Annotated in this window: 13 protein-coding genes; 5 read left to right on the top strand and 8 right to left on the bottom strand. The window is 74.6% G+C overall.

The window, feature by feature from the left end; genetic code table 11:
• A partial coding sequence (locus tag DEH69_RS20215; protein ID WP_113688393.1) for an AMP-binding protein occupies positions 1–3273 on the bottom strand: 3273 nt, incomplete at its 3' end.
• A 265-nt stretch (positions 3274–3538) separates the two neighbouring features.
• Here DEH69_RS20215 and DEH69_RS20210 point away from each other — a divergent pair.
• On the top strand, positions 3539–4336 hold the full coding sequence (locus tag DEH69_RS20210; RefSeq protein WP_147255726.1) for a hypothetical protein: 798 nt from the start codon (positions 3539–3541) through the stop codon (positions 4334–4336).
• Between the two features lie 84 nt (positions 4337–4420).
• Positions 4421–5458, top strand: a complete 1038-nt coding sequence (locus tag DEH69_RS20205) for a 3-dehydroquinate synthase (RefSeq protein ID WP_113688400.1) — start codon at positions 4421–4423, stop codon at positions 5456–5458.
• Positions 5459–5551: 93 nt separating this feature from the next.
• On the opposite strand, the gene DEH69_RS20200 is transcribed toward DEH69_RS20205, so the two are convergent.
• The 3 genes from DEH69_RS20200 to DEH69_RS20190 all read right to left on the bottom strand — a co-directional run bounded on the left by DEH69_RS20200 (position 5552) and on the right by DEH69_RS20190 (position 8669).
• A complete protein-coding gene (locus DEH69_RS20200; RefSeq protein WP_113688391.1) occupies positions 5552–6253 on the bottom strand; it encodes an HAD-IA family hydrolase in 702 nt (233 codons plus the stop codon).
• Positions 6254–6333: 80 nt separating this feature from the next.
• Entirely contained in the window at positions 6334–7506 is a 1173-nt protein-coding gene (locus tag DEH69_RS20195) for a Gfo/Idh/MocA family protein (protein ID WP_258534819.1), read from the bottom strand.
• Positions 7503–8669 (bottom strand): DegT/DnrJ/EryC1/StrS family aminotransferase, encoded by a 1167-nt coding sequence (locus DEH69_RS20190; RefSeq protein ID WP_113688390.1) that lies wholly within the window; start codon positions 8667–8669, stop codon positions 7503–7505. Before DEH69_RS20190 ends, DEH69_RS20195 begins: the two co-directional genes overlap by 4 nt.
• Before the next feature lie 254 nt (positions 8670–8923).
• Here DEH69_RS20190 and DEH69_RS20185 point away from each other — a divergent pair, with 254 nt between their 5' ends.
• Entirely contained in the window at positions 8924–9358 is a 435-nt protein-coding gene (locus DEH69_RS20185) for a type II 3-dehydroquinate dehydratase (protein WP_113688389.1), read from the top strand.
• A gap of 7 nt (positions 9359–9365) precedes the next feature.
• A complete protein-coding gene (locus DEH69_RS20180) occupies positions 9366–10412 on the top strand; it encodes an ROK family protein (protein ID WP_113688388.1) in 1047 nt (348 codons plus the stop codon).
• 262 nt (positions 10413–10674) lie between these two features.
• Here DEH69_RS20180 and DEH69_RS20175 read toward each other — a convergent pair whose 3' ends face one another.
• Positions 10675–13332 carry a BTAD domain-containing putative transcriptional regulator gene (locus DEH69_RS20175; protein ID WP_181727519.1) on the bottom strand — a complete coding sequence of 886 codons (2658 nt, stop codon included), beginning with the start codon at positions 13330–13332 and terminating at the stop codon, positions 10675–10677.
• 536 nt (positions 13333–13868) lie between these two features.
• Between DEH69_RS20175 and DEH69_RS20170 the strand changes: the two genes are divergently transcribed.
• The gene (locus tag DEH69_RS20170; RefSeq protein WP_113688386.1) at positions 13869–16655 is read left to right on the top strand and encodes an AAA family ATPase; all 2787 of its coding nucleotides are present in this window, start codon (positions 13869–13871) and stop codon (positions 16653–16655) included.
• A 51-nt stretch (positions 16656–16706) separates the two neighbouring features.
• Here the strand turns inward: DEH69_RS20170 and DEH69_RS20165 are convergent, their stop codons facing one another.
• From DEH69_RS20165 to DEH69_RS20155, 3 genes are all read right to left on the bottom strand, one after another.
• Entirely contained in the window at positions 16707–17153 is a 447-nt protein-coding gene (locus DEH69_RS20165; RefSeq protein ID WP_113688385.1) for a DUF6508 domain-containing protein, read from the bottom strand.
• Between the two features lie 149 nt (positions 17154–17302).
• Positions 17303–18058, bottom strand: a complete 756-nt coding sequence (locus DEH69_RS20160; RefSeq protein ID WP_113688384.1) for a transglycosylase SLT domain-containing protein — start codon at positions 18056–18058, stop codon at positions 17303–17305.
• A gap of 335 nt (positions 18059–18393) precedes the next feature.
• A complete protein-coding gene (locus DEH69_RS20155) occupies positions 18394–19719 on the bottom strand; it encodes a cytochrome P450 (protein WP_220131313.1) in 1326 nt (441 codons plus the stop codon).
• Between the last annotated feature and the right edge of the window lie 16 nt (positions 19720–19735).

Raw genomic sequence — 19735 nt, 5'->3', positions numbered from 1 at the left:
CGAGGCCACCCCGCCCGGCAGGCGGCACGCCATGCCGACGATCGCGATCGGCTCGTCCGCCGCCACGGTGACCGGTGGCTGTTCCGCCTCGGCTGGCCGGGATCCGAACAGTTCGTCGCGCAGGTGCAGGGCGAGGGCGGCCGGGGTGGGGTGGTCGAACGCGGCGGCGGCGGAGATCCGCAGCCCGGTGGCCGCGACCAGGCGGTTGCGCAGCTCGACCGCGGTCTGTGAGGTGAAGCCGAGCTCCTTGAAGGCGCGTTCGGCGCCGAGCGCCTCGGGGCTCGGCAGGTCGCGGAGCGCGGCCGCCTCGGCGCGGACGAGGTCGAGCAGCGCGCGTTTCCGCGCCGCGGGGGCCAGCTCCGCCAGCTCGCGGCGCAGCGCGTTCGCCCGCCCTGACGCGTCGTCGTTGGCGGCACCGGCGGCGGGGCGGGGCGCGGTGGCGGGGGCGGCGCCCAGGGGCGCGGCTGTCGCGGCGAGCGCGGCCTGGTCGGTGGTGTGGGCGGCGTCGAACGCGGCGAGGCGTTCCCGCTCGGGCAGCGCGGGGTCCCAGGACAGCGAGAGGGCGGGCAGGCCGAGGGCGCGCCGTTGGTGGGCCAGGGCGTCGAGCACGGCCGTCGCGGCGGCGTGGTCGGCGCGGCCGGGGGCCGCGGGAGGCGCGGCGGCGGGTGAGAGCAGGGTGAACGAAGCCAGTTCAACGTTCCGTGTCAGGGCGTGCAGATGCGCGGCGCCGTCCGCGAGGGCGGCGAGTTCGCGCTCGGACAGCTCGCCGGGCTCGCCCTGGGTGTGCACGACCGCGGTGAGCGGGCGGGGGGCGAGGGTGAGGGCGGCGGCCAACGCCGCGCGGTCGGTCGCGTCGGCGGCGGCCGGTGTGGGGTCGGCCCCGGCGCGGGCAAGCTCGGCGGCGAGCCTGGCGGTCGCCGGGTCCTCGTCGCCGCGCTGGCTGATGAGCAGCAGGTGGCGGGCGCGGTGGGCGGCGACCAGGTGGTGCGCGACGGCCGCGCCCGCGGCGCCGTCCGCGCCGGTGATCACCACGGTGCCCCTGGGGTCGAGCAGCGCGGCGGCGTGGTCCCGCTCCGGCGCGGGGGCGGCGTGCGCGGGGCGGGGGTGGAACGCGTGCCCGGCCCGCAGGGCGACGCGGGGCGCGCCCGAGGCGGCGGCGGCAGGAAGCGCGGCGGCCGAGTGGGGGGCGTGGTCCAGGTCGGCAAGGAGCAGCCGCCCGGGGTGGGCGGCCTGAACCGCGGTGACCGCGCCCCAGGTTGCGGCCTGTGCGGCGGCGTCGGTGGCCGTGTCGGTCGCGGCGGCCGGCGGCTCCGTCCCGGTCGTGACGGCCCGTCGGGTAGTCACCAGGAGCCGGGTGGCGGCCAACCGCTCGTCGGTCGCCCACCAGGTGAGCACGCGGGTCAGCTCATCGCCCGCGGGGGGGTGGCCGAGCACCGTCACCTCGGGCGCGGTGGCCCCGCCCGCGACGGCGTCCCGCACCGCGCCGGGCTCGGCGAACGTCTCGACCCGCAGCCCCGCAGCCGTGAGCGCCGCGCCCACGCCGAGCGGGTCTGGCCCCGCGACGGCCCAGTGGCCACCGGCGTCCGGCGTCCCGGCGGTATCGCCCGCGGCGGTTGCGTCGGTCGCGGCGGTGGCAAGGGCATCGGCGTTCCTGATGGGCGGCAGCGGCACCCAGTCGGTCCTGAACAGCGTCTCGTAGTGGCCGCTGCTGGTCGCGAGCAGCCGGGCTGGCCGGTCGACCAGGGCGTGGCGGGTGACCTTGCCCGACGAGGTGCGCGGCACGCGGTCGATCTCGTACAGCTCCTCGGGCACCTTGAAGTACGACAGCCGCTCCTGGCACGCCGCGAACAGCGCCTCGGGGGACAGCCCTTCGGGCCCGGGGACCAGGTAGGCCACCGGGACCTCGCCCAGGACGTCGTGGGGCTTGCCCGCCACCGCGACATCGGCCACGCCGGGGACCGCGCGCAGGACCTCCTCGACCTCGATGGGGTGGATGTTCTCGCCGCCGCGGATGATCACCTCCTTGATGCGGCCCGTGACGGTGAAGTACCCGGCCTCGTCCCTGCGGGCCAGGTCCCCGGTGCGGTACCAGCCGTCGCGGAGCGCCGCGGCGGTGGCCTCGGGCTGGTTGTGGTAGCCCCCCGCCATCACGCTGGGGCCGCTGACCCAGACCTCGCCCTCCTGCCCCGCGGGCACGTCCCTGCCGGTCTCCGGGTCCACGAGCCGCACCCCGAGCCCGGGCACCGGCAGCCCGCAGGACCCCTCGACGCGGGCGCCCGTGGGCCAGTTGATGGTGATCGAGCCGCAGGTCTCGGTGCTTCCGTAGGCGTCGAGCAGCGGGGCGTCGAAGGTCTCCTCGAACGCCTGCCGCAGCGCCGCGGTGGTGATCGCGCCGCCCACGAGGCACATCCGCAGGTCAGGGGCGTGGAAGCCGCGTTCGTTGGCCGCCTGGACCAGGTGGTGGTACAGGGTGGGCACCCCGGCGAGGAACGTCGCCGACTCCTCGGCGATGGCCTCGAGGATGTCGTCCGCCGCGAAGCCGTCGACGATCCTTGCGGTGGCGCCCACCGCGGTGACGCCCAGCACGCACACGATGTGCGCCAGGCTGTGGAAGAGCGGCAGCGGCCAGATCACCCGGTCGTCGGCGGACAGTCCCGGCACCGGGACATAGCAGGCGGCGACCGACCACAGGCAGTTCCGCTGGGTGGAGAGCACGCCCTTGGGCTTGCCCGTGGTGCCCGAGGTGTAGAGCATCCACGCCAGGTCGTCCAGGCCCAGGTCGTCCCGCGCGGGCGCGCCCGGCTCGGTCTCGGCCAGCGCGGCGAACGACAGCGCGCCGACGGGCGCTTCGGCCGGTACGCCCTGCTCGCCGGTGACGATGACCTTCGGCCGACGTGCGCCGGTCAGCACGCGCCGCACCTGGGCGGCGTGGGCCGGGTCGGTGATCAGCACGCGGGCGCCGCTGTCGTCCAGCAGATACGCCAGCTCGGCGTCGGTGGAGCGGGGGTTGAGCGGCACGCCGATCGCGCTTGCCCTGGTGATCGCCAGATAGCTCTCCACCGTCTCGACGCGGTTGCCGAGGTAGATCGCCGCGCGGTCGCCCGGCTGGAGCCTGAGCCCGGTCAGGTGCCCGGCGAGCCGCCGGGTGCGCGCCGCGAGCTGGCCGTAGGTGACGCTCCTGCGGTCGTCGCGGAACGCGGTCTTGTCCCCGAAGCGAAGGGCGTTGGCCTCGATGAGCTCGGGCAGCGGCCGGATCAGCTCGGTACGCAGCATGGCACGACACATCCCTCTGTCCAGCGGAAAGGAAACGACGAGAGCGCGGTAGGAGAACGCGGCACGCCATCACAGCGTCGCACCGTGGCGGACCGGCCGATCCCCTAACCACCCCCCTACGGCATCCCTGTATTGGATCTCCCGCCGTTTTCGGGTCGTGGCCGATGGAGAGGGAACGGGCGAGGACACTACCCTCGCGGGGGAAGATTTTCCGGGTCCTTTCCTGGTCCCCAGAATCGGGTCCACAGAAATCGCGGGAGATTGCGTGTTCCGTCAGTGGTGGCTTTACCGGACGCCTGGCCGAGGATTGTTCCCCCTGCTTGACTCCCTACGCTTCGTCAACGCCGCGGACAGCGGCGCCGAATGGCATTTCCTTCGGGACGGCGACGGTGCCTGGCCCGAAGGGGAGCCGGAATTCCGGGTGTGGGTCAGGTCGACCCCGCGCGTTCTCGCCGATGTGGGGAGGCGGCTGGGGTCGGCGGGCGAGGCGGCGGCCCCGGCGCTGCGCGGCGGCCAGCCCGCCGTCGAACTCGCCACGGCTCACAGCGACTTCGCGCTCGACGCGCTGCGCGATGGCGGGCTGCCCCCCGGCGGGCGGCTGCCCGCGGCCGTGGCGCACCTGCGGCTCCTCACCGGGCTGCTGCCGACGGCGGAGCGCCCGGCGTTCCTGTTCGCCTGCTGGCTGCGCGACACCGGGCAGCTGACCCCGGCCCGCCGCGTGGACCTGGGGGTGCGGGCGGATCGGCGGGCCGCGTTGCTGCCGGGGCCCGAGGCGGGCTTCCCCGGCGACGGGCGGCTGGGGGACTCCTGGGAGCACTACGTCAAGACCGTCCGCGGCATCGTCGCGGACCGCCGCCGCGGCCCCGGAGGGAACGCGCTCGACGGAAACGGGGACGGCGGAAACGCGGGCGGCGGAGGCGACGGCGGGGGCGTCTCGCTCAACTATCTGCTCTTCGAGCACGCCCGGCTGGCCGCGAACCGCCTCGGCATCCCCCGCGCCACCGCGGCGCTCGCGGCGCGCGCCCTGCGCGCGGCCGGGCGCGCCGGGGAGCGGGCCGCGTGACGGCGGCCGCCCGCGCGGCCCGCCTCGGGCGGTGACGGTAATGGTGACGGCGACAACCGGCGTTCGGGAAAGGACGTGGACGACGTGACACGGACGGAAGCGGCACACCGCAGGATCGAGGTGGCGCTCGGCGGCCACTCCTACCCCGTCATCATCGGGGCGGGGGCGCGGCACGAGCTGCCGGGGGTCGTCGCGGGGCTCGGCGCCCGCCGGGTGGCCGTCGTCTCGGCCCGCCCGCTCGACGAGGTGCCCGACCCCGGCGTTCCCTCCCTGGTGCTGCGCGCCAGGGACGGGGAGGAGGACAAGACGCTCGCGGGGGTGCAGGAGATGTGCCGCGCGTTCGCCAGGTTCGGGCTGACCCGCACCGACGCGGTGATCTCCATCGGCGGCGGCACCACGACCGACTCGGTCGGTCTCGCCGCCGCGCTCTACCACCGCGGGGTGCCTGTGGTGCATCTGCCGACGTCGCTGCTGGCCCAGGTGGACGCGAGCGTCGGCGGCAAGACGGCGGTCAACCTGCCGGAGGGCAAGAACCTGGTCGGCGCCTACTGGCAGCCCAAGGCGGTCCTGTGCGACACGGACTATCTGCGCACCCTGCCGCCGAGGGAGTGGACCAACGGCTATGGGGAGATCGCCCGCTGCCACTTCATCGGCGCCGGTGACCTGCGCGGACTGCCGGTCGACGAGCAGATCGCGGCCAGCGTGGCGCTCAAGGCGTCCGTGGTCAGCGCGGACGAGCGGGACACGGGGCCGCGGCACACGCTCAACTACGGTCACACGCTGGGCCACGCGCTGGAGCGCGCCACCGACTTCGCGCTGCGGCACGGAGAGGCGGTGGCGGTGGGCACGGTCTTCGCGGGGCGGCTCGCGGGCGCGCTCGGGCGCATCGGGCGGGCGCGGGTCGCCGAACACCTGGAGGTGGTCCGCGCCTACCGGCTGCCTACCGCGCTCCCCGCGGACGTCGACCCTGCGGCCCTGGTCGCCCTGATGCGCCTCGACAAGAAGGCGATGCGCGGCCTGACGTTCGTGCTGGACGGGCCGAACGGCGTGGAGCTGGTCCCCGACGTTCCCGAGGGCGTCGTGCTCGACGCCCTGGCGGCGATGCCGCGCGCGACGCCCTGACCGGGGCCGGTGCGCGGCCGGGCGCGGCGCGGGCCCCCGGGGCGGTGCGCGCGGCCCGGGGCGTGCGCGGGGGGGCGCACGCCCACGGGCGGGTCAGCGGTCGGGCGTGTCCACCGCGGGACAGAGCGCAAGCAGCTCGGCCGGGGCGTGCAGCACCGCGTCGGGGCCCGCCGCGAGCAGCGCCGCCTCGTCGGACTCGCCCCACAGGGCGGCCACCGCGGCGACCCCGGCGCCCCGCGCGCTCGCCAGGTCGGTGACCGCGTCGCCGACCATCAGCGCCTCGGCCGCCGAGGCCCCGAGCAGGGCGAGCGCGTGCTCCACGATGTCGGGCGCGGGCTTGGGCCTGGCCACCTCGTCGGAGCCGATGACGTGGTCGAACAGCGGGAGCACGCCCAGCTGTTGCAGGAGTGAGCGGGCCCTGGGGCCGCTCTTGCCCGTGGCGACGGCCAGCCGCAGGCCGCGGTCCCGCAGGGCGCGCAGCAGCTCGGGCACGCCGTCGAACAGGGGCACGCGGTGGGCCAGCCGGTAGCTCTCCCTGACGAACGGCCCCTCCATCTCGAGCGGGAGGTCCATGATGCGCATGATGTCGGGGAAGTACCGGCCCAGGTGCCGGTTGTACTCGTCGAACGGCGCCGGGCCTTCGCCGACGACCTCGCGGTAGGCGATGGTGAACGCCTCCCGCATCACCTCGAAGCTGTCCACCAGGACCCCGTCGAGGTCGAACACCACCGCCCGCGGCCTGGGGGGCACGGCGGTGGCCGGATGTGGCGCGTTCCTGATCAGGTGGGTGTCCATCGCGTTCCTCCGCGCTGAGAGTCGGATTGCGTGCGTTGCGCGCCCGTGCGCCGGGCCCGGGGCGTGCGGTGGGCGGCCCTTCACACCTCGGCGGGCACCGCGGGCCCGGGGGCGGCCCGGCGGTCGCGGGAGGTCCTGGCCGAGGTGTAGAGCCCCTCGATGACCCCGATGGCGCGGCGGGCGTCCGCCACCGCGCGGCCCCTGACGGCCGGGTCGGCCAGCAACGCGGGCAGCGCGTCGAGCTGCCTGAGGTACTCGGCGCCGACCGGCTCGTCCGGCACCGCCACGGGGCGCGTCTCGCCGTCCCTGGTACGGGTCAGCTCAGAGCGCTCCTGGCGGTTGGGGCTGAACCCGAAGGTGCAGCGCAACGTCGCCGTTCCCGCGCTGCCCTCGACGCGGATCAGGGTCACGTCGCGCGGCTCGTGCGACGCCCAGCTGGCCCGCAGCGACACCGACACCCCGTCCCCGGTGACCAGGAAGCCGCGCGCGGTGTCCTCCACGTCGCCCGTGGCGTTCCGGGTGGCGCTCCCCGAGGCGTTCCCCGTCGCGTTCCCCGTGCCGAGGGCGCCGTCGCGCCGCCAGGCCGCCCGCCGTGAGCCGCTGCTGACGAAGTCGTCGGAGACCGTCCCCGCCACCTGCTCGAAGACGGCGCCGCCGAGGAGTGGGCCGATGCTGTCCAGCAGGTGCCAGCCCAGGTCGAGCAGCGCGCCGCCGCCCGCCCGCCGCTGGTCGGTGAACCAGCCGCCCGCGTCCGGCACCCCGCTGGCCCGCACCCACGCGGCCTCGATGTGCCGCACGGTGCCGAGGTCCCCGGCGAGCGCGTGCAGCGCGCGCACATCGGCCCGGTAGCGGGCCGCGCTCCCGGCGAGCAGCACCGCGCCGCCCGCCCGCTCGGCCGCCGCGAGCCGGTCGGCCTCCGCCGGGGTCAGGCAGACGGGCTTCTCCACGAACACCGGGATGCCGCGGCCCAGCAGCTCCTCCGCCACCGGCGCGTGCAGGTGGTTGGGCACCGCCACCACCGCCAGGTCGGCCACCCCCGGCCCCAGCTGCGCCACCCCCGCGAGGGTGCGCGCCCCCGCGTGCTCGGCGACGGCCGCGGCGCGGGCGGCCGGGTCGGGATCGGCCACGGCCGTGACCGTGTACGCCGGGTGCTCGCGGAGCCGGGGCAGCCAGATCGACCGCCCCGCCCAGCCGAGGCCGACCAGCGCCACCCGCACGGGGCGGACGGCCGCGGCGCGCGCGGGGGCGCTCACGCCTCGGCCAGGGTGTCGGCCACGATGGTCGCGATGTCGTGCATGTTCCGCTCGGTGCCCAGCAGGGTCCTGTGGTGCAGCCAGACGCAGTCGGCGTTGATCGCCTCGGAGTTGGGGCAGCGTCGTGCGATGTCGTCCACCGACTCGCTGGGCGCCGCGGTCTCCCAGAACCCGTCGCACCGGTAGATCGCGCGGAACGCGGCGAACGCGGGCAGCCCGCGCTCGATGAGGGCGTCGACCAGGGCGTTGCGGCGCTCCTCGGTGATGCCGGGGACGCGGAACATCGCCATGTAGTGCGGGTTCCTGTCGGCCCTCCGGTCGCGGCCCTGCGGGATCACGCCGGGGATCTCGGCGAGCAGGTCGGCCAGCAGCGGCCAGCGCCGCTCCCTGGTCTCGATCTGCCCGTCGAGCCTGGCCAGCTGCGCCCGCAGCACCGAGGCGGAGAACTCGTTGAGCCGGAAGTTGGAGCCCGAGGTGCGGTGCCGGTACGTGCGGTCGTCGCGCGGCCGCCCGCAGCTGTGCCGCAGGAACGCCTCCTCGTACAGCTCGCTCTCGGGGAAGGTGACGGCGCCCCCCTCACCGGCCGTCATCAGCTTGCCGTTCTGGAAGCTGAACGCCGCCACCGAGCCGAGCTCGCCGACGCGCTTGCCCTGCCACTGCGCCCCGTGCGCGTGCGCGGCGTCCTGGATCAGCCGCACGCCCGAGTCGGCGGACAGCTTCTCCAGCGCGTCCATGTCGGAGAAGTGCCCGGCCATGTGCACCGGCATGATCGCCCGGGTCCTCGGGGTGATCGCCGCCTCGGCCGCGGCCACGTCGATGCAGTACGTCTCAGGGTCGACGTCCACCGGCACGGCGACGGCGCCGAGGCGCTGGGCGGCCTGGGAGGACGAGATGAACGTGAACGCCGGGACGATGACCTCGGTGCCAGGCCCGACGCCCAGGACCTCGAGGGCCAGCTCGAGGGCGTGCGTTCCATTGGTGACGGCCAGGGCGTAGGGGGAGCCGTGGTAGGCGGCGAACTCCCGCTCGAAGGTGTCGACCTCGCTGCCGCCGTTGCGCCACCACTGTCCTTGCTCGAGCGCGCGGATGAGCCCCGCCCGCTCCGCTTCGTCGAACTGGGGCCAGGCCGGGAATTCCGGTGCCTGGCGCGCGGGATCACTCATGATTCTCCTCGCAGAATGGATGCGGCATAACGACGGGTGAATGTGGATGCCCGCCATCGCACGTGCGGCATGCTATCCGCTCGCGATAAAGGGGAACACCCCCTAAGGATCCCCCTATATATCCCCTTGATTTCCGGGGGATCGCGAGGCCGCGCTGCGCCCAAGAGGCTCGCTGCTATACCTTCGATGCGTCAACGCCGCGACAATCCGGCATTCCAAATAAAGGCCCCGTTAATTGCTGGGTGAGGTGACCCTTGAGCGACATACTGCTGTTGAACGGCCCCAATCTGGGAATTCTTGGGAAACGTGAGCCCGAGGTGTATGGGACCGCCACGCTCGCCGATGTCGAGGAGGCGGTGGGCGAGGAGGTCGCCGGGCGCGGCTGGAAGGTCGTGGCCGTCCAGCACGACTCCGAGGGCGAGCTGATCCACGCGATCCAGGACAGCTACGACACGGTGGGCGCCATCGTCAACCCGGGCGCGCTGATGATCGCGGGCTGGAGCCTGCGCGACGCGCTGGCCAACTACCCCAGGCCGTGGATCGAGGTCCACCTGTCGAACGTCTGGGCGCGCGAGCGCTTCCGCCACGAGTCCGTCATCGCGCCGCTGGCCAGCGGCGTCATCGTCGGCCTCGGCGCGCTCGGCTACCGGCTGGCGGCCCGCGCCCTGCTGGGCGTGGTGGACGGCTGACCGGCCGATGAACGCGCCGACAAACGCGCCCACAGGCCGCCTCGGCATCGACATCGGCGGCACCAAGGTCGCCCTGCGCGCCGTCGGCGGCGGCGCGCAGGGCCAGGGCGACGGCCAGGGCAACGACGGAGGCAACGGCAGGGCCGACGCCTGGGAGGATGTCTTCCGCTGGCCCGAAACCGGCGACGCGGACCGCGATCTGGCGGAACTCGCCGAGCGGGTACGGGCGTTGCGCGACCGCTGGAACGCGCCCATCGCCTCTGTCGGCGTCGCCATGCCGGGCACCGTCGACCCCGCGGGACGGGTCATCACCTGGCCGGGCCGACCGTCCTGGACCGGTCTCGACCTCGGCGCCTCGCTGCGCGCCCTGTTCCCCGCCGCCCGGGTCGCCTGGGCGGACGACGGCGACCTCGCGGCCCTCGCCGAGGCGCACGCCACCGGCTGCGCGAACCTCGTCTACCTCGGTGTCGGCACCGGCGTCGGCGGCGGGGTCGTGCTGGGCGGCCGCCCCTGTCCTGGGCTCGGCCGGGGGGCGAGCGAGATCGGCCATCTGATCGTGGACAGGGCGGGGCCGCGCTGCGGCTGCGGGCGGCGCGGCTGCCTCCAGGCGGTGGCCGCGGGTCCTGCCACCCTGCGGCGGGCCGCGCGGCTGCGCGGCACCGGTGGCGAGGTGCCGTTCGCCGCGCTCCGTGAGGCGTTCGCCGCCCGCGCGCCATGGGCGGTGGCCGCCGTGGACGAGAGCTGCGCCGCGCTCGCGACCGCCATCGTCTCGCTCGGCGAACTGCTCGCCCCCGACCGCGCCTTGGTCGGCGGCGGGTTCGCCGACGGGCTGCCGGGGTTCGTGGCCGCGGTCGCCGACCACGCCCGCGGCCTTGCCAGGCCGGGCCACCCGCCGCCCCCGGTGGCTCCCGCGGTGCTCGGCGGCCTGTCCTCCCTGCACGGCGCGGTCCTGCTGGCCCAAGGCCCGGGTGCCGAAGGGGACTTGACCCCGGACCTGGCCCCGCACCCGGACCCGGGCCTGGCCCCGCACCCGGCGAGGCCGGGCCCGGTCTGAGTCGCACCGCGCCCGGCGCCCCGGCGCGGCCAGGGCCACCGCGCCAGGGCCTGTCTGATAATCCGCGGTGGATCGGCGAGCGGCGGATGGCGCCCGCCTGGCAAGGCGCCGGATCGCAGCTCGTACGGTGGGGGCACCTCCCGGACGGAGTCCGGGGGAGGTACTCGCGCGATGCGGCAACGCAGCCTGGGGTCCCCCCCGGACGAAGTCCGGGGGAGGGATGCCAGTTGTCGCGATCCCGCCGGGGATGGTCAGACGGGCCCTACCCCGCGGGGGCGGCCAGCGGCGCGGCCCTGGGGCGGTGGGCGCGCGGCACGGCCCGCTCGGCCTCCCGCATCTCCAGCCACCGCGCTGCCCTGCTGTGCTTGGCCGACCTGACCTCACGCGGCATCTGCGCATACGCCACCTCCCGCACCACGACCTGCTGGAAGTCGTACTCCGGGTCGCCGGTCACCGACACCCGCCCGTTGCGCCGCAGGAACTCCCCGCGCTCCAGGCTCTCCAGGTGCCGACGCACCTCGATCCAGCTGCGGCCGCCGACCGCGGCCAACGCCACCGCGTCCACCGAGGCTCCGAAGATCGCCGCGTCCTGGAGCACCGCCTTCGCCCCCCTGGGCAGCGTGTCGAGCCGGGCCGCGATGATGCTGCGCACCGCGGGCGGCGTCGGTATCTCCCGGTCGGCCGGTCCGTCCCGCAGCGCCCGGGCGTACTCCACGGCGAACAGGGGGTTCCCCCCGATGCTCGCCACCAGCGGATGGCGGGCGTCGAGCGGCTGCTCGCCGGGGCCGAGCGGAGGCAGCAGGGAGGAGAGCAGGAACGCGGCGCCCGCGTCGGACAGCGGGTCGAGCAGCAGGGTGGTCGAGTCGCGGAAGCCCGCGTGCCGACAGGGCCTGGGCTGGCTCTGCACCGGGCGCGCGGTCGCCACGATGAGCACCGGCACGGGGCGGGCGTTGGCGATCAGCTCCTGGACGAACTCGATCATCGGCGTCTCGGCCCGGTCCAGGTCCTCGAAGACCATCACCAACGGCCGTTCGGTCGCCGCCTCTTCGAGGAAGCGCCGCCATGCCGCGAACGCCTCAGGCGTGCCGCCGCGCGGCCGCGGGCCAGGGGTCAGCCCGGCCAGCGGGCGCAGGTGCGGCAGCAGCCGGGCCGCGGCCTCACCGGGCCCGACCAGGCGCCGCACCGTGTGCAGCAGCCGCTCCTCCACCACCGTGGGCGAGTCGGTGTGCCGCACGCCCAGGAGCGACCTGACCACATCGGCCAGCGGCCCGAAGGGCGTGTTGGTGGGGAAGGACGCGGTGCGGCCGAGGACGAAGCGGAAGCCGTCGGCCACGTCGCCCACCGTCAGGGCCAGCTCGGCGACCAGGCGGCTCTTGCCGACACCGGCCTCGCCCACCACCGCGGCCAGCTGCGGCCTGCGGCGGCGCAGGACGTCCCGCAGCAGGGCCCGGAGGATCTCCAACTCCCGCTCGCGCTCCACAAAAGGCGGGGTGGGCTGGTCGGCGACGCGGCACTCCCTGATCGCCGTCACCCGCCAGCCGCCCATCGGCTGCGCGGACGCCCCGTGGACGAAGGCGGCCTCGCTCATCTGCCGGGTCGCGTCGCAGACCCGCACCTCGCGCGGGGCGGCCAGCATCAGCAGCCGCATCCCGACGTCGAGCACCCCACCGGCCACCTCGGGTGTGCCCGCGTCATGGCCAGGCTCCCGGCTCGGCGTCACCAGCACCTCCCCGGTGGCCACCGCGGCCCGTGGCGCGGGCTCGGGGAGGGCGTCGGCGGGCTGCCGCGCCGCGACACGGTCGCGGATCGCCAGCGCGGCCCGCACCGCTCGTTGCGCGTCGTCCTCGCGGTTCCGCTCCACGCCGAACAGCGCCAGCCACACCGACCCCATCCGGCCGTGCAGCACCCCGCCGTACCGGTCGACCTCCTCACGCACTGCCGCCGTCACCCACCGCATGCCCTCAGCGGCGTCCTCGGGGTCCTGCGCCTCGCCGCCCTCGCCCTCCTGGGCGCGCACCAGCAGCACGCTCACCCACTTGCGCTCCACCGTGGCACCGCACGCCCCCCGCTCGGACCCGGCGGCCCGCGCGTCGCCCTGGGGCGGAGGCTCGTCGGCGCCCTGGGCCGCCGCGCCCTGCCGCGCGTCCGCCCCGTCCGCCGCGGCCTCGGCCGGACCGGTCAGGTCGGCGGGCGCGCTGCGCAGCGAAACGGCCGTTCCGCCGGCCGCGAGCAGCGCGAGCGACGGATCGTGGTTGAGGATGGAACGCTCCAACTCCCGTAGCTCGTGCCCCGGGTCGAGGCCCAGCTCGTCCACCAGGACTGTGCGCGTCCGCCGATAGGACTCGAGCGCGTCCGCCTGCCGTCCGCACCGGTACAGGGCCATCATCAGGAGGCCACACAGGCGCTCCCTGCGCGGCGCCGCCTCCGCGGCGGCGGCGAGCTCGTCGATCACCTCGTGGTGGCGGCCGATCGCCAGCTCCGCCTCGGCGCAGTCTTCGAGCACGGCGAGCCGCATGCCCTCCGCGGTGGCCAACTCGGGCCAGTCGACGCCGACTTCGGCCAGGTCGGCAAGCAGCGGGCCGCGCCACAGGCCCAGCGCCTCCCGCAGCAGCGTGGCGGCCGCCCCCCACGCGCCCACCGCCAGCTCCGCCCGGCCCTGCTCGGCCCCGCCGCGGAAGCGGAACCAGTCCACCCGCTCCGGGTCGACGCGCAGCAGATAGCCCGGCGCGTGCGTCAGCAGGGACACCTGCCGCGCGTCCCTGGCGTCCAGTCGGCGGCGCAGCCCCGCGACCGCGTTCTGAAGCATCTTGCGTGCGGTGATCGGTGGTTTATCCCCCCATAGGGCACGCAATAACTGACTGGTTGCCACGGTTTCATTGGCATGCAGCAGCAAATAGCCGAGCACTGCTCTCTGCGTCATTCCTCTGAGCTGAATCGAACGGCTTTGGTCGGTGATCTCCATGGTGCCCAGGATCCTGAATTGCATGCGACTGAACCTCCGTCTCGGTTCGGTTTTTCACGCGCAATTGACAGACCGCTGCCAGCGATCGATGTGCGGTGGGGGGCACATGGCGACAAGCCTCAAATCAAGCATCAATTCTGTTGTCAAGGGAAGTCGGTGTCAAGGGTGTTACCGCCCCCACCGGGGCGGGAAGCCCGGCACGGCGCTGGTGTCCTCGCACTGTGACGTTTCCATTAACGATCCCAGCCTTCACGGAGGAACGGCATCAAACCGGTAAGAGGGCACCAAATCGCCCACTTCACATGTGGGATATCTCTCACTCCCCCGCTCCCTCCATGGGTGACGCTAATGCAATTGCCGTGCGATTCCCGAGGAATGGGTGACAGATGCAACTTCCCCCCCAGGGGCATTGTTAGAGTGAGCGCCGAGCCGCTGTTCACGAAGGAGTGCGCAGGTCAACGAGGTTATGCCAGATCTCGACAAGGGGGTGACCGGTGCGTCTGCTCGAACGGGGCGACCACCTGGTGCGGCTGGGACTACTGCTCGACGACTCAATACGCGGGGAAGGGCGCACCGTTCTTTTGAACGGCCCCGCAGGCAGCGGGAAGACCGAACTGCTGCGGAATTTCGCCGAGGCCGCCACAAAATCCGATGTCCTCGTCCTTGACGCCATCTGCTCACCAACGGAGCGGAGGATTCCGTTCAGTGTTCTCAGTCAGCTCTTCCGCAGCGCGCCGCTGCCGCCTGGACTCGTCGCAAGGGCCGGGCAGTTGATCGACCGGGCATTGACCACGACGGCGCCCGCCACGTCACCGTACGAAGAGCTGACTTTCGAAGCGGTCCAGGTGATCCACGGGCTGAGTCAGGTGATCCTCGATCTCGCCGCCGAGACGCCGCTGCTGATAGGGATCGACGACATCGGGAACGCCGACGGTCCGTCCCGATGCTGCCTGCACTACCTGGCCCGCAGGATCGGCTCGGCCCGTATCCTGCTCGCACTCGCGGGTGAGGATCACCCCGAGCCCGAGAATTCTCCGTTGCGCACCGAGTTGCTCCGCCTGCCCAACGTCGCCGAACTCCATGTGGGGCTCCTCGGCCAGGACGCCGTCACCGGGCTGCTCACCGACGAGCTCGGCGCCAGCGCCGCCCAGCGGCTGGCCCCCGCGCTGCACGCCGCGAGCGGAGGCAACCCCCTGCTGCTCCACGCGCTCATCGAGGACCACAGGGTGGCGGGCGGGGTGCGCGCCGAGGGCTACGGCCGCGCCGTGCTGCGCTGCGCCCACCGCGCGGGGCCCGAGGCCGTGCGGATCGCGCGCGCCCTGGCGGTCCTCGGCGAACCCGCCCCGCCCGCCCCGCTCGGCGGCCTCGCCGACACGGCGCCGGGGACCGTCGAGCGGGCGCTGCGCACCCTGACCGCCGCGGGACTGCTCGACGGCGGTGACTTCCGCCACCCGGCCGCCCGCGCCGCCGTCCTCGACGACCTGCCGAGCGCCGAACGGGCCGCGCACTCCCGCCGTGCCGCCGAGCTGCTGCACCGCCACGGCGCCGACCCGGTGGCGGTCGCGCGCCATCTCACCGACGCGGGCGACGCGGGCCCGCCATGGGCGCGCGACCTGCTGCTCGAAGCCGCCGAACACGCCCTGCTCGACGGCCGCGTGCCCTGGGCCGTCGAGTGCCTGGAGCTGGCTCACCGCGGCTGCGAGGAAGGCCCCAAGCGCGCCGTTGCCCGCGCCAGGCTCGCCGACGCGGAGTGGCAGCTCAACCCGCTGGCCGCCGCCCACCACCTCGAAGCGCTCGTCATGGACCTGCGCTCCGGCAGGCTCGCGCCCCGCCACGGCGTTCCGCTGATCCGCCAGCTCCTGTGGTTCGGCCGCGTCGCCGAGGCCACCGGGGTCATCGAGCACCTGCGCACCCTGCCCGCGCACGAGGCCACGGGGCTGCGCGATCTCGACGCGTGGCTCGCCGTCGTCCACCCGCCCCTCGCCGCCCACCGCCCACGGAGCGCCGCGCCCCGCGAGCCCGAGGACGGCCTGGGCGGGCCCCACGACGACGCCAGGCTCCGCTCGCTCGCCGCGCTGTGCGACCTCATCTCCCGCGGTCGCCGCGAGGAGACCGCGGAAGGGGCCGAACGGACGCTCAACGACCTGAGCCTGGGCCGCCCCGACCCATGGGCCGTCGAGGCCGCGATGCTCGCGCTGCAGGAGCTCGTCCAGGCGGGCCGGTACCGGGCCGCCGAGCGCTGGTGCGACGACCTGGCGCAGGCCGCGACCCGGCGAACCCCGGTCTGGCGGGCCGTGTTCGCCGCCGTCAGGGCCGACACCGCCCTGCGGCGCGGGGAGCTGACCAAGGCCATGGAGGGCGCGCGCGCCGCGCTGGCCCATCTGCCGCCCGGCGCCTGGGGCCTGGCCGTCGGCTTCCCCCTGGCCCTCCTGATCACGGCCGCCACCAGGGCGGGCGACTACGACGAGGGCGCCCGGCTCCTGGCCCACCCCGTTCCGTTCGCGCTCAACACCGGCCGCCACGGGCTGCGCTACCTGCACGCCCGCGGCCACTACTACCTCGCCACCCACCACCCCCACGCGGCGCTCGCCGACTTCATGTCCTGCGGCGAGCTGATGCGCGGCTGGGGCCTCGACCTGCCCGACCTGGTGCCCTGGCGCACCAGCGCGGCGCAGGCGTGGCTGCGCCTGGGCAACAAGGACCGCGCCAGGCGCCTGGCCTCCGACCAGCTCGCCCGCCCCGGCACCGACGGCACCGCCGCGCGGGCGTCGTCCCTGCGGATCCTGGCCACCTCGGGACCCGCCACCCGCTGGCCCCAACTCCTCACGGAGGCACTTGACATCTTCGAGGACCACGGGAACCGGCTCGAACAGGCCCACACGCTGGCCGACCTCAGCCGCGCCTACTACGCCATCGGGGAGAAGCGCCGCGCCCGCATGGTCTTCCGCCGCGCCTGGCACCTCGCCAGGCTGTGCCGGGCCAGGCCGCTGACCGAGGAGCTGCTGTCCGTGCCTTCCGGGCTCAGCGGCGCCGTCGCCGAGCCCGAGGGGCGGGCGGAGCTGTCCCGGCTCACCGAATCGGAACGCCGCGTCGCGTCGCTCGCCGTCATGGGCTACACCAACCGGGAGATCGCGGGGAAGCTCTTCATCACCGCGAGCACCGTCGAGCAGCACCTCACCCGCGTGTACCGCAAACTCAACGTCAAGCGGCGGCAGGAGCTGCCCGTCCACCTCGGCACCGAAGCGCCAGGCGGTGCCGAGCACGGGGGCAACGCCGCCTGAACGCACCGGCGTTCGGCCCGCCGCCCGGTTGCGGCGGCGGGCCGACGCGGCTCACGCGCCGGGGCGGTCCCGGTACCAGGTGGCCAGGGCGACCAGGACCGCCCGCAGGGCGCCGCTCTCCACCGCCCGGCCGAGGGTCCCCTCGTTGAAGCGCTCCCCGCGCACGACGGACGTGGCCATGCGGATCGCGTCGCCCGGCGACAGCGCGCCGTCGTCGTAGCGCACGCGGGGCCGCCGCATCCAGTGGTACGCCGGGGTGACCGCCCCCACCTCGGCCAGCGCGCGACGGGCCTGCGTGACGCGTTCGCCATAGACGGGGTAGGCCATCGTGACGGCGCCGTCGGCGCGCCGCTCGGGCCGCGTCCAGCGGTAGTCGTCGGCGGCGTGCGGCTCGGCGGCGAACCGATCGGCGAGCGCGAGCAGCCGAGCCCATGCGGGGGTGGTGGTGTCGAGCCCCGCCAGCAGCGTGGCGTCATCCGGATTGCCGTCCTCGCTCACGGGGGAGACGCTACCCGCCCGTGGCGCGCGAAGCGCCCGCGCCCGGTCCGCCGAGGGGGCGGGCCGGGCGCGGGCGCCGGTCCTGGTGCGCTTCGTGGGTCCTGGCGCTCTTCGTGGATCCTGGTGCGCTTCGTGGGTCGGGGGCCGGGTCAGTACGCGCTGTCGACGTTGTCCATGGAGCCATACCGGTCGGCCGCGTAGTTGCAGGCCGCGGCGATGTTGGCGACCGGGTCGTAGATGTCCTTGCTCGTGCCCTCGACGTGGTACTGCTCGAACGTCGGGTCGATGACCTGGAGCAGGCCCTTGGACGGGATGTTCTTCTCGGCGTTGCTGTCCCACAGGTTGATCGTGAGCGGGTCACCGCTCGACTCACGCATCAGGTTGCGGTGGATGCCCTCGTAGGAGCCGGGGATGCCCTGCTCGTCCATGACCTCGAGCGCCTCGTCGATCCAGCGGTCGATGTCCTCGCCCGACGCGGCCTGCGCCTTGGGCTGCTCGTGGCGCTCGACGGTGATCAGCGTGCCGTCCTCGCGGTACTGGGCGCCACGGCCCTTGTCACGGGGCTCGCGGTCGTCGCCGCGGGCGGCGCCGTCGTCACCACGGTCACCACGGTCGGCGCGGTCACCACGGTCGGCGCGCTCGGCGCTGTCACGCTTCGCGTCGTCGCCGTTCTCGTCGTCTCCGGTGCCGGGGACCTGGCCCAGGGCGCCGTCGGGGCTCTGCGGGGCGAACGCCGCGGGGGCGGCGGTCTCGTCGGCGGTCCTGGCGACGTGGGCGTTCCCGTCGTCGGCGGCCGCGCCGGGCGCGAAGGGGAGGGTCAGGGCGGCCGCGCCAGCGGTGACGATGCCGGCCAGCGCGACCTTGCGGGTCAGGGTGCGGCGGGTGCCGTGCGTACTGGCGGTCATGAGACGTACCTCGTTTCTCTCTCCGGGGTGCGTACGGGGGCGCACGAGTGGTGCGCGGGGGGTGCGGGGTGTGCCGCGATGTGCGACGTGGCCCAGTGTGGGAACTGCCGTCAGGGCACCGCAAAAACAAGATCCACTAGGCCGGGCCGTAGTTCCCCGCGCCACCGGACCGCCGTCTTACGCCCCGCGGCACTCCCCCACCGAGGCGCCGCCCTGTGGCCTCCTATTCCCCTTCGGATGTGACGGGCGTCGCGTGGCCGGGCTCACAGCGGGGCCGCCGTTCGCGCACGCTCCGGATCGGCGCGCGATACGCCGCGTCACGCCTTTCGAAAGGCTCAGCCCTCGCGCGGCCCGCACACGACGGGGATGTGCTCGAGGCCGCTGATGAGCGCCCTGCGCCAGCCGAGCTCCGCTGCGGGCACGGCCAGGCGCATGGCGGGGAACGTCCGGGTGAGCGTGCGCAGCGCCTCCTGGAGCTCGATGCGCGCGAGGTGCGCCCCCAGGCAGAAGTGCGCCCCGTGCCCGAACGCCAGGTGGGGGTTCGGGGAGCGCGTGATGTCGAGCCGGTCGGGGTCGGGGAAGGCCCCGGGGTCACGATTGGCCGCGCCGATGGCGGCGATCACCCCGTCGCCGCCGCGGATGCGGGTGCCCGACAGCTCGATGTCCTCGGTGGCTATGCGTAGTTGGCCGGTTTCGGACAGCCGGTGCAGCCGCAGCAGCTCCTCCACGGCCCCTGGCACGAGGTCGGGGTCGGCGGCCAGCCTCCGCCACTCGCCCTGGCTGCCCAGCAGGGACGCGACAAACGTGCCCAGCTGGTTGGCGGTCGTCTCGAAGCCGCCGATCAGCAGGTTGAGGCCGAACGCGACAAGCTGCTCCTCGTCCAGCTGCCTGTGCTCGTCGCTGGCGCCGATGAGCTGGTCGAGCAGGTCGTCGGGCGCGCGCCCGTTCCTCAGCTCGGCGCGCTTGGCGGCGAGCAGCCGTCCGAGATAGCTCTCCAGCCGGTCGTAGGACTCGTTCGCCGCGTCGGCCTCGGCCGGTGACAGGCCGTAGACGCTCGCCGACCATGCGGCGAAGCGCTCCCTGTCCTCGTAGGGGACGCCGAGGATCTGGCAGATGACCTGGATCGGGAGGGGCTGCGAGAAGGTCGTGCGCACATCGGCCGGGGTGCCCGCGGCGGCCAGGTCGTCCGCGAGCCGCTCCGCCAGGTCCCTGATCCAGGGCCGCAGGCCCTCGAGATAGCGGTGGCTGAACCCCGCGGTGAGGAGCTTTCTGACGCGGGTGTGCTCCGGCGGGTCCATCGTGGGCAGGGAGCCGCGGCGCGGCTTGGTCACCCCCGCCTGGGGCGCGCCTGGGGCGGTCATCAGGGCCCGGGAGAACCGCCTGTCGCTCAGCACGGTGCGGACGTCCTCGTAGCGCGTGACCAGCCAGGCCACATGCCCCGAGACGGTGCGCACGCGCACCACCGGGCTCGACTCCCGAAGGCGGGCCCACAGGGGCGAGGGCTCGAAGCGGAAGGAGCCGGGAAGCGGACAGGTGAGCAGGCCGTCCGATCCATCGGGGCCGCCCGCCCCATGCGATCCGCCCGCCCCATGCAATCCGTCCGGTCCGTCCGGTCCGTCCGGCCCGTTCGACTCGCCGGACGCCGCGTCAGCCATGCTCATGACCTCACCACCCGTC

The organism is Streptomyces sp. PT12 (assembly GCF_003311645.1).
In the GTDB taxonomy this organism is placed as follows: domain Bacteria; phylum Actinomycetota; class Actinomycetes; order Streptomycetales; family Streptomycetaceae; genus Streptomyces.
The sequence above is the reverse complement of the archived record's forward strand: the minus strand, read 5'-3'. Positions and strand labels throughout refer to the sequence as shown.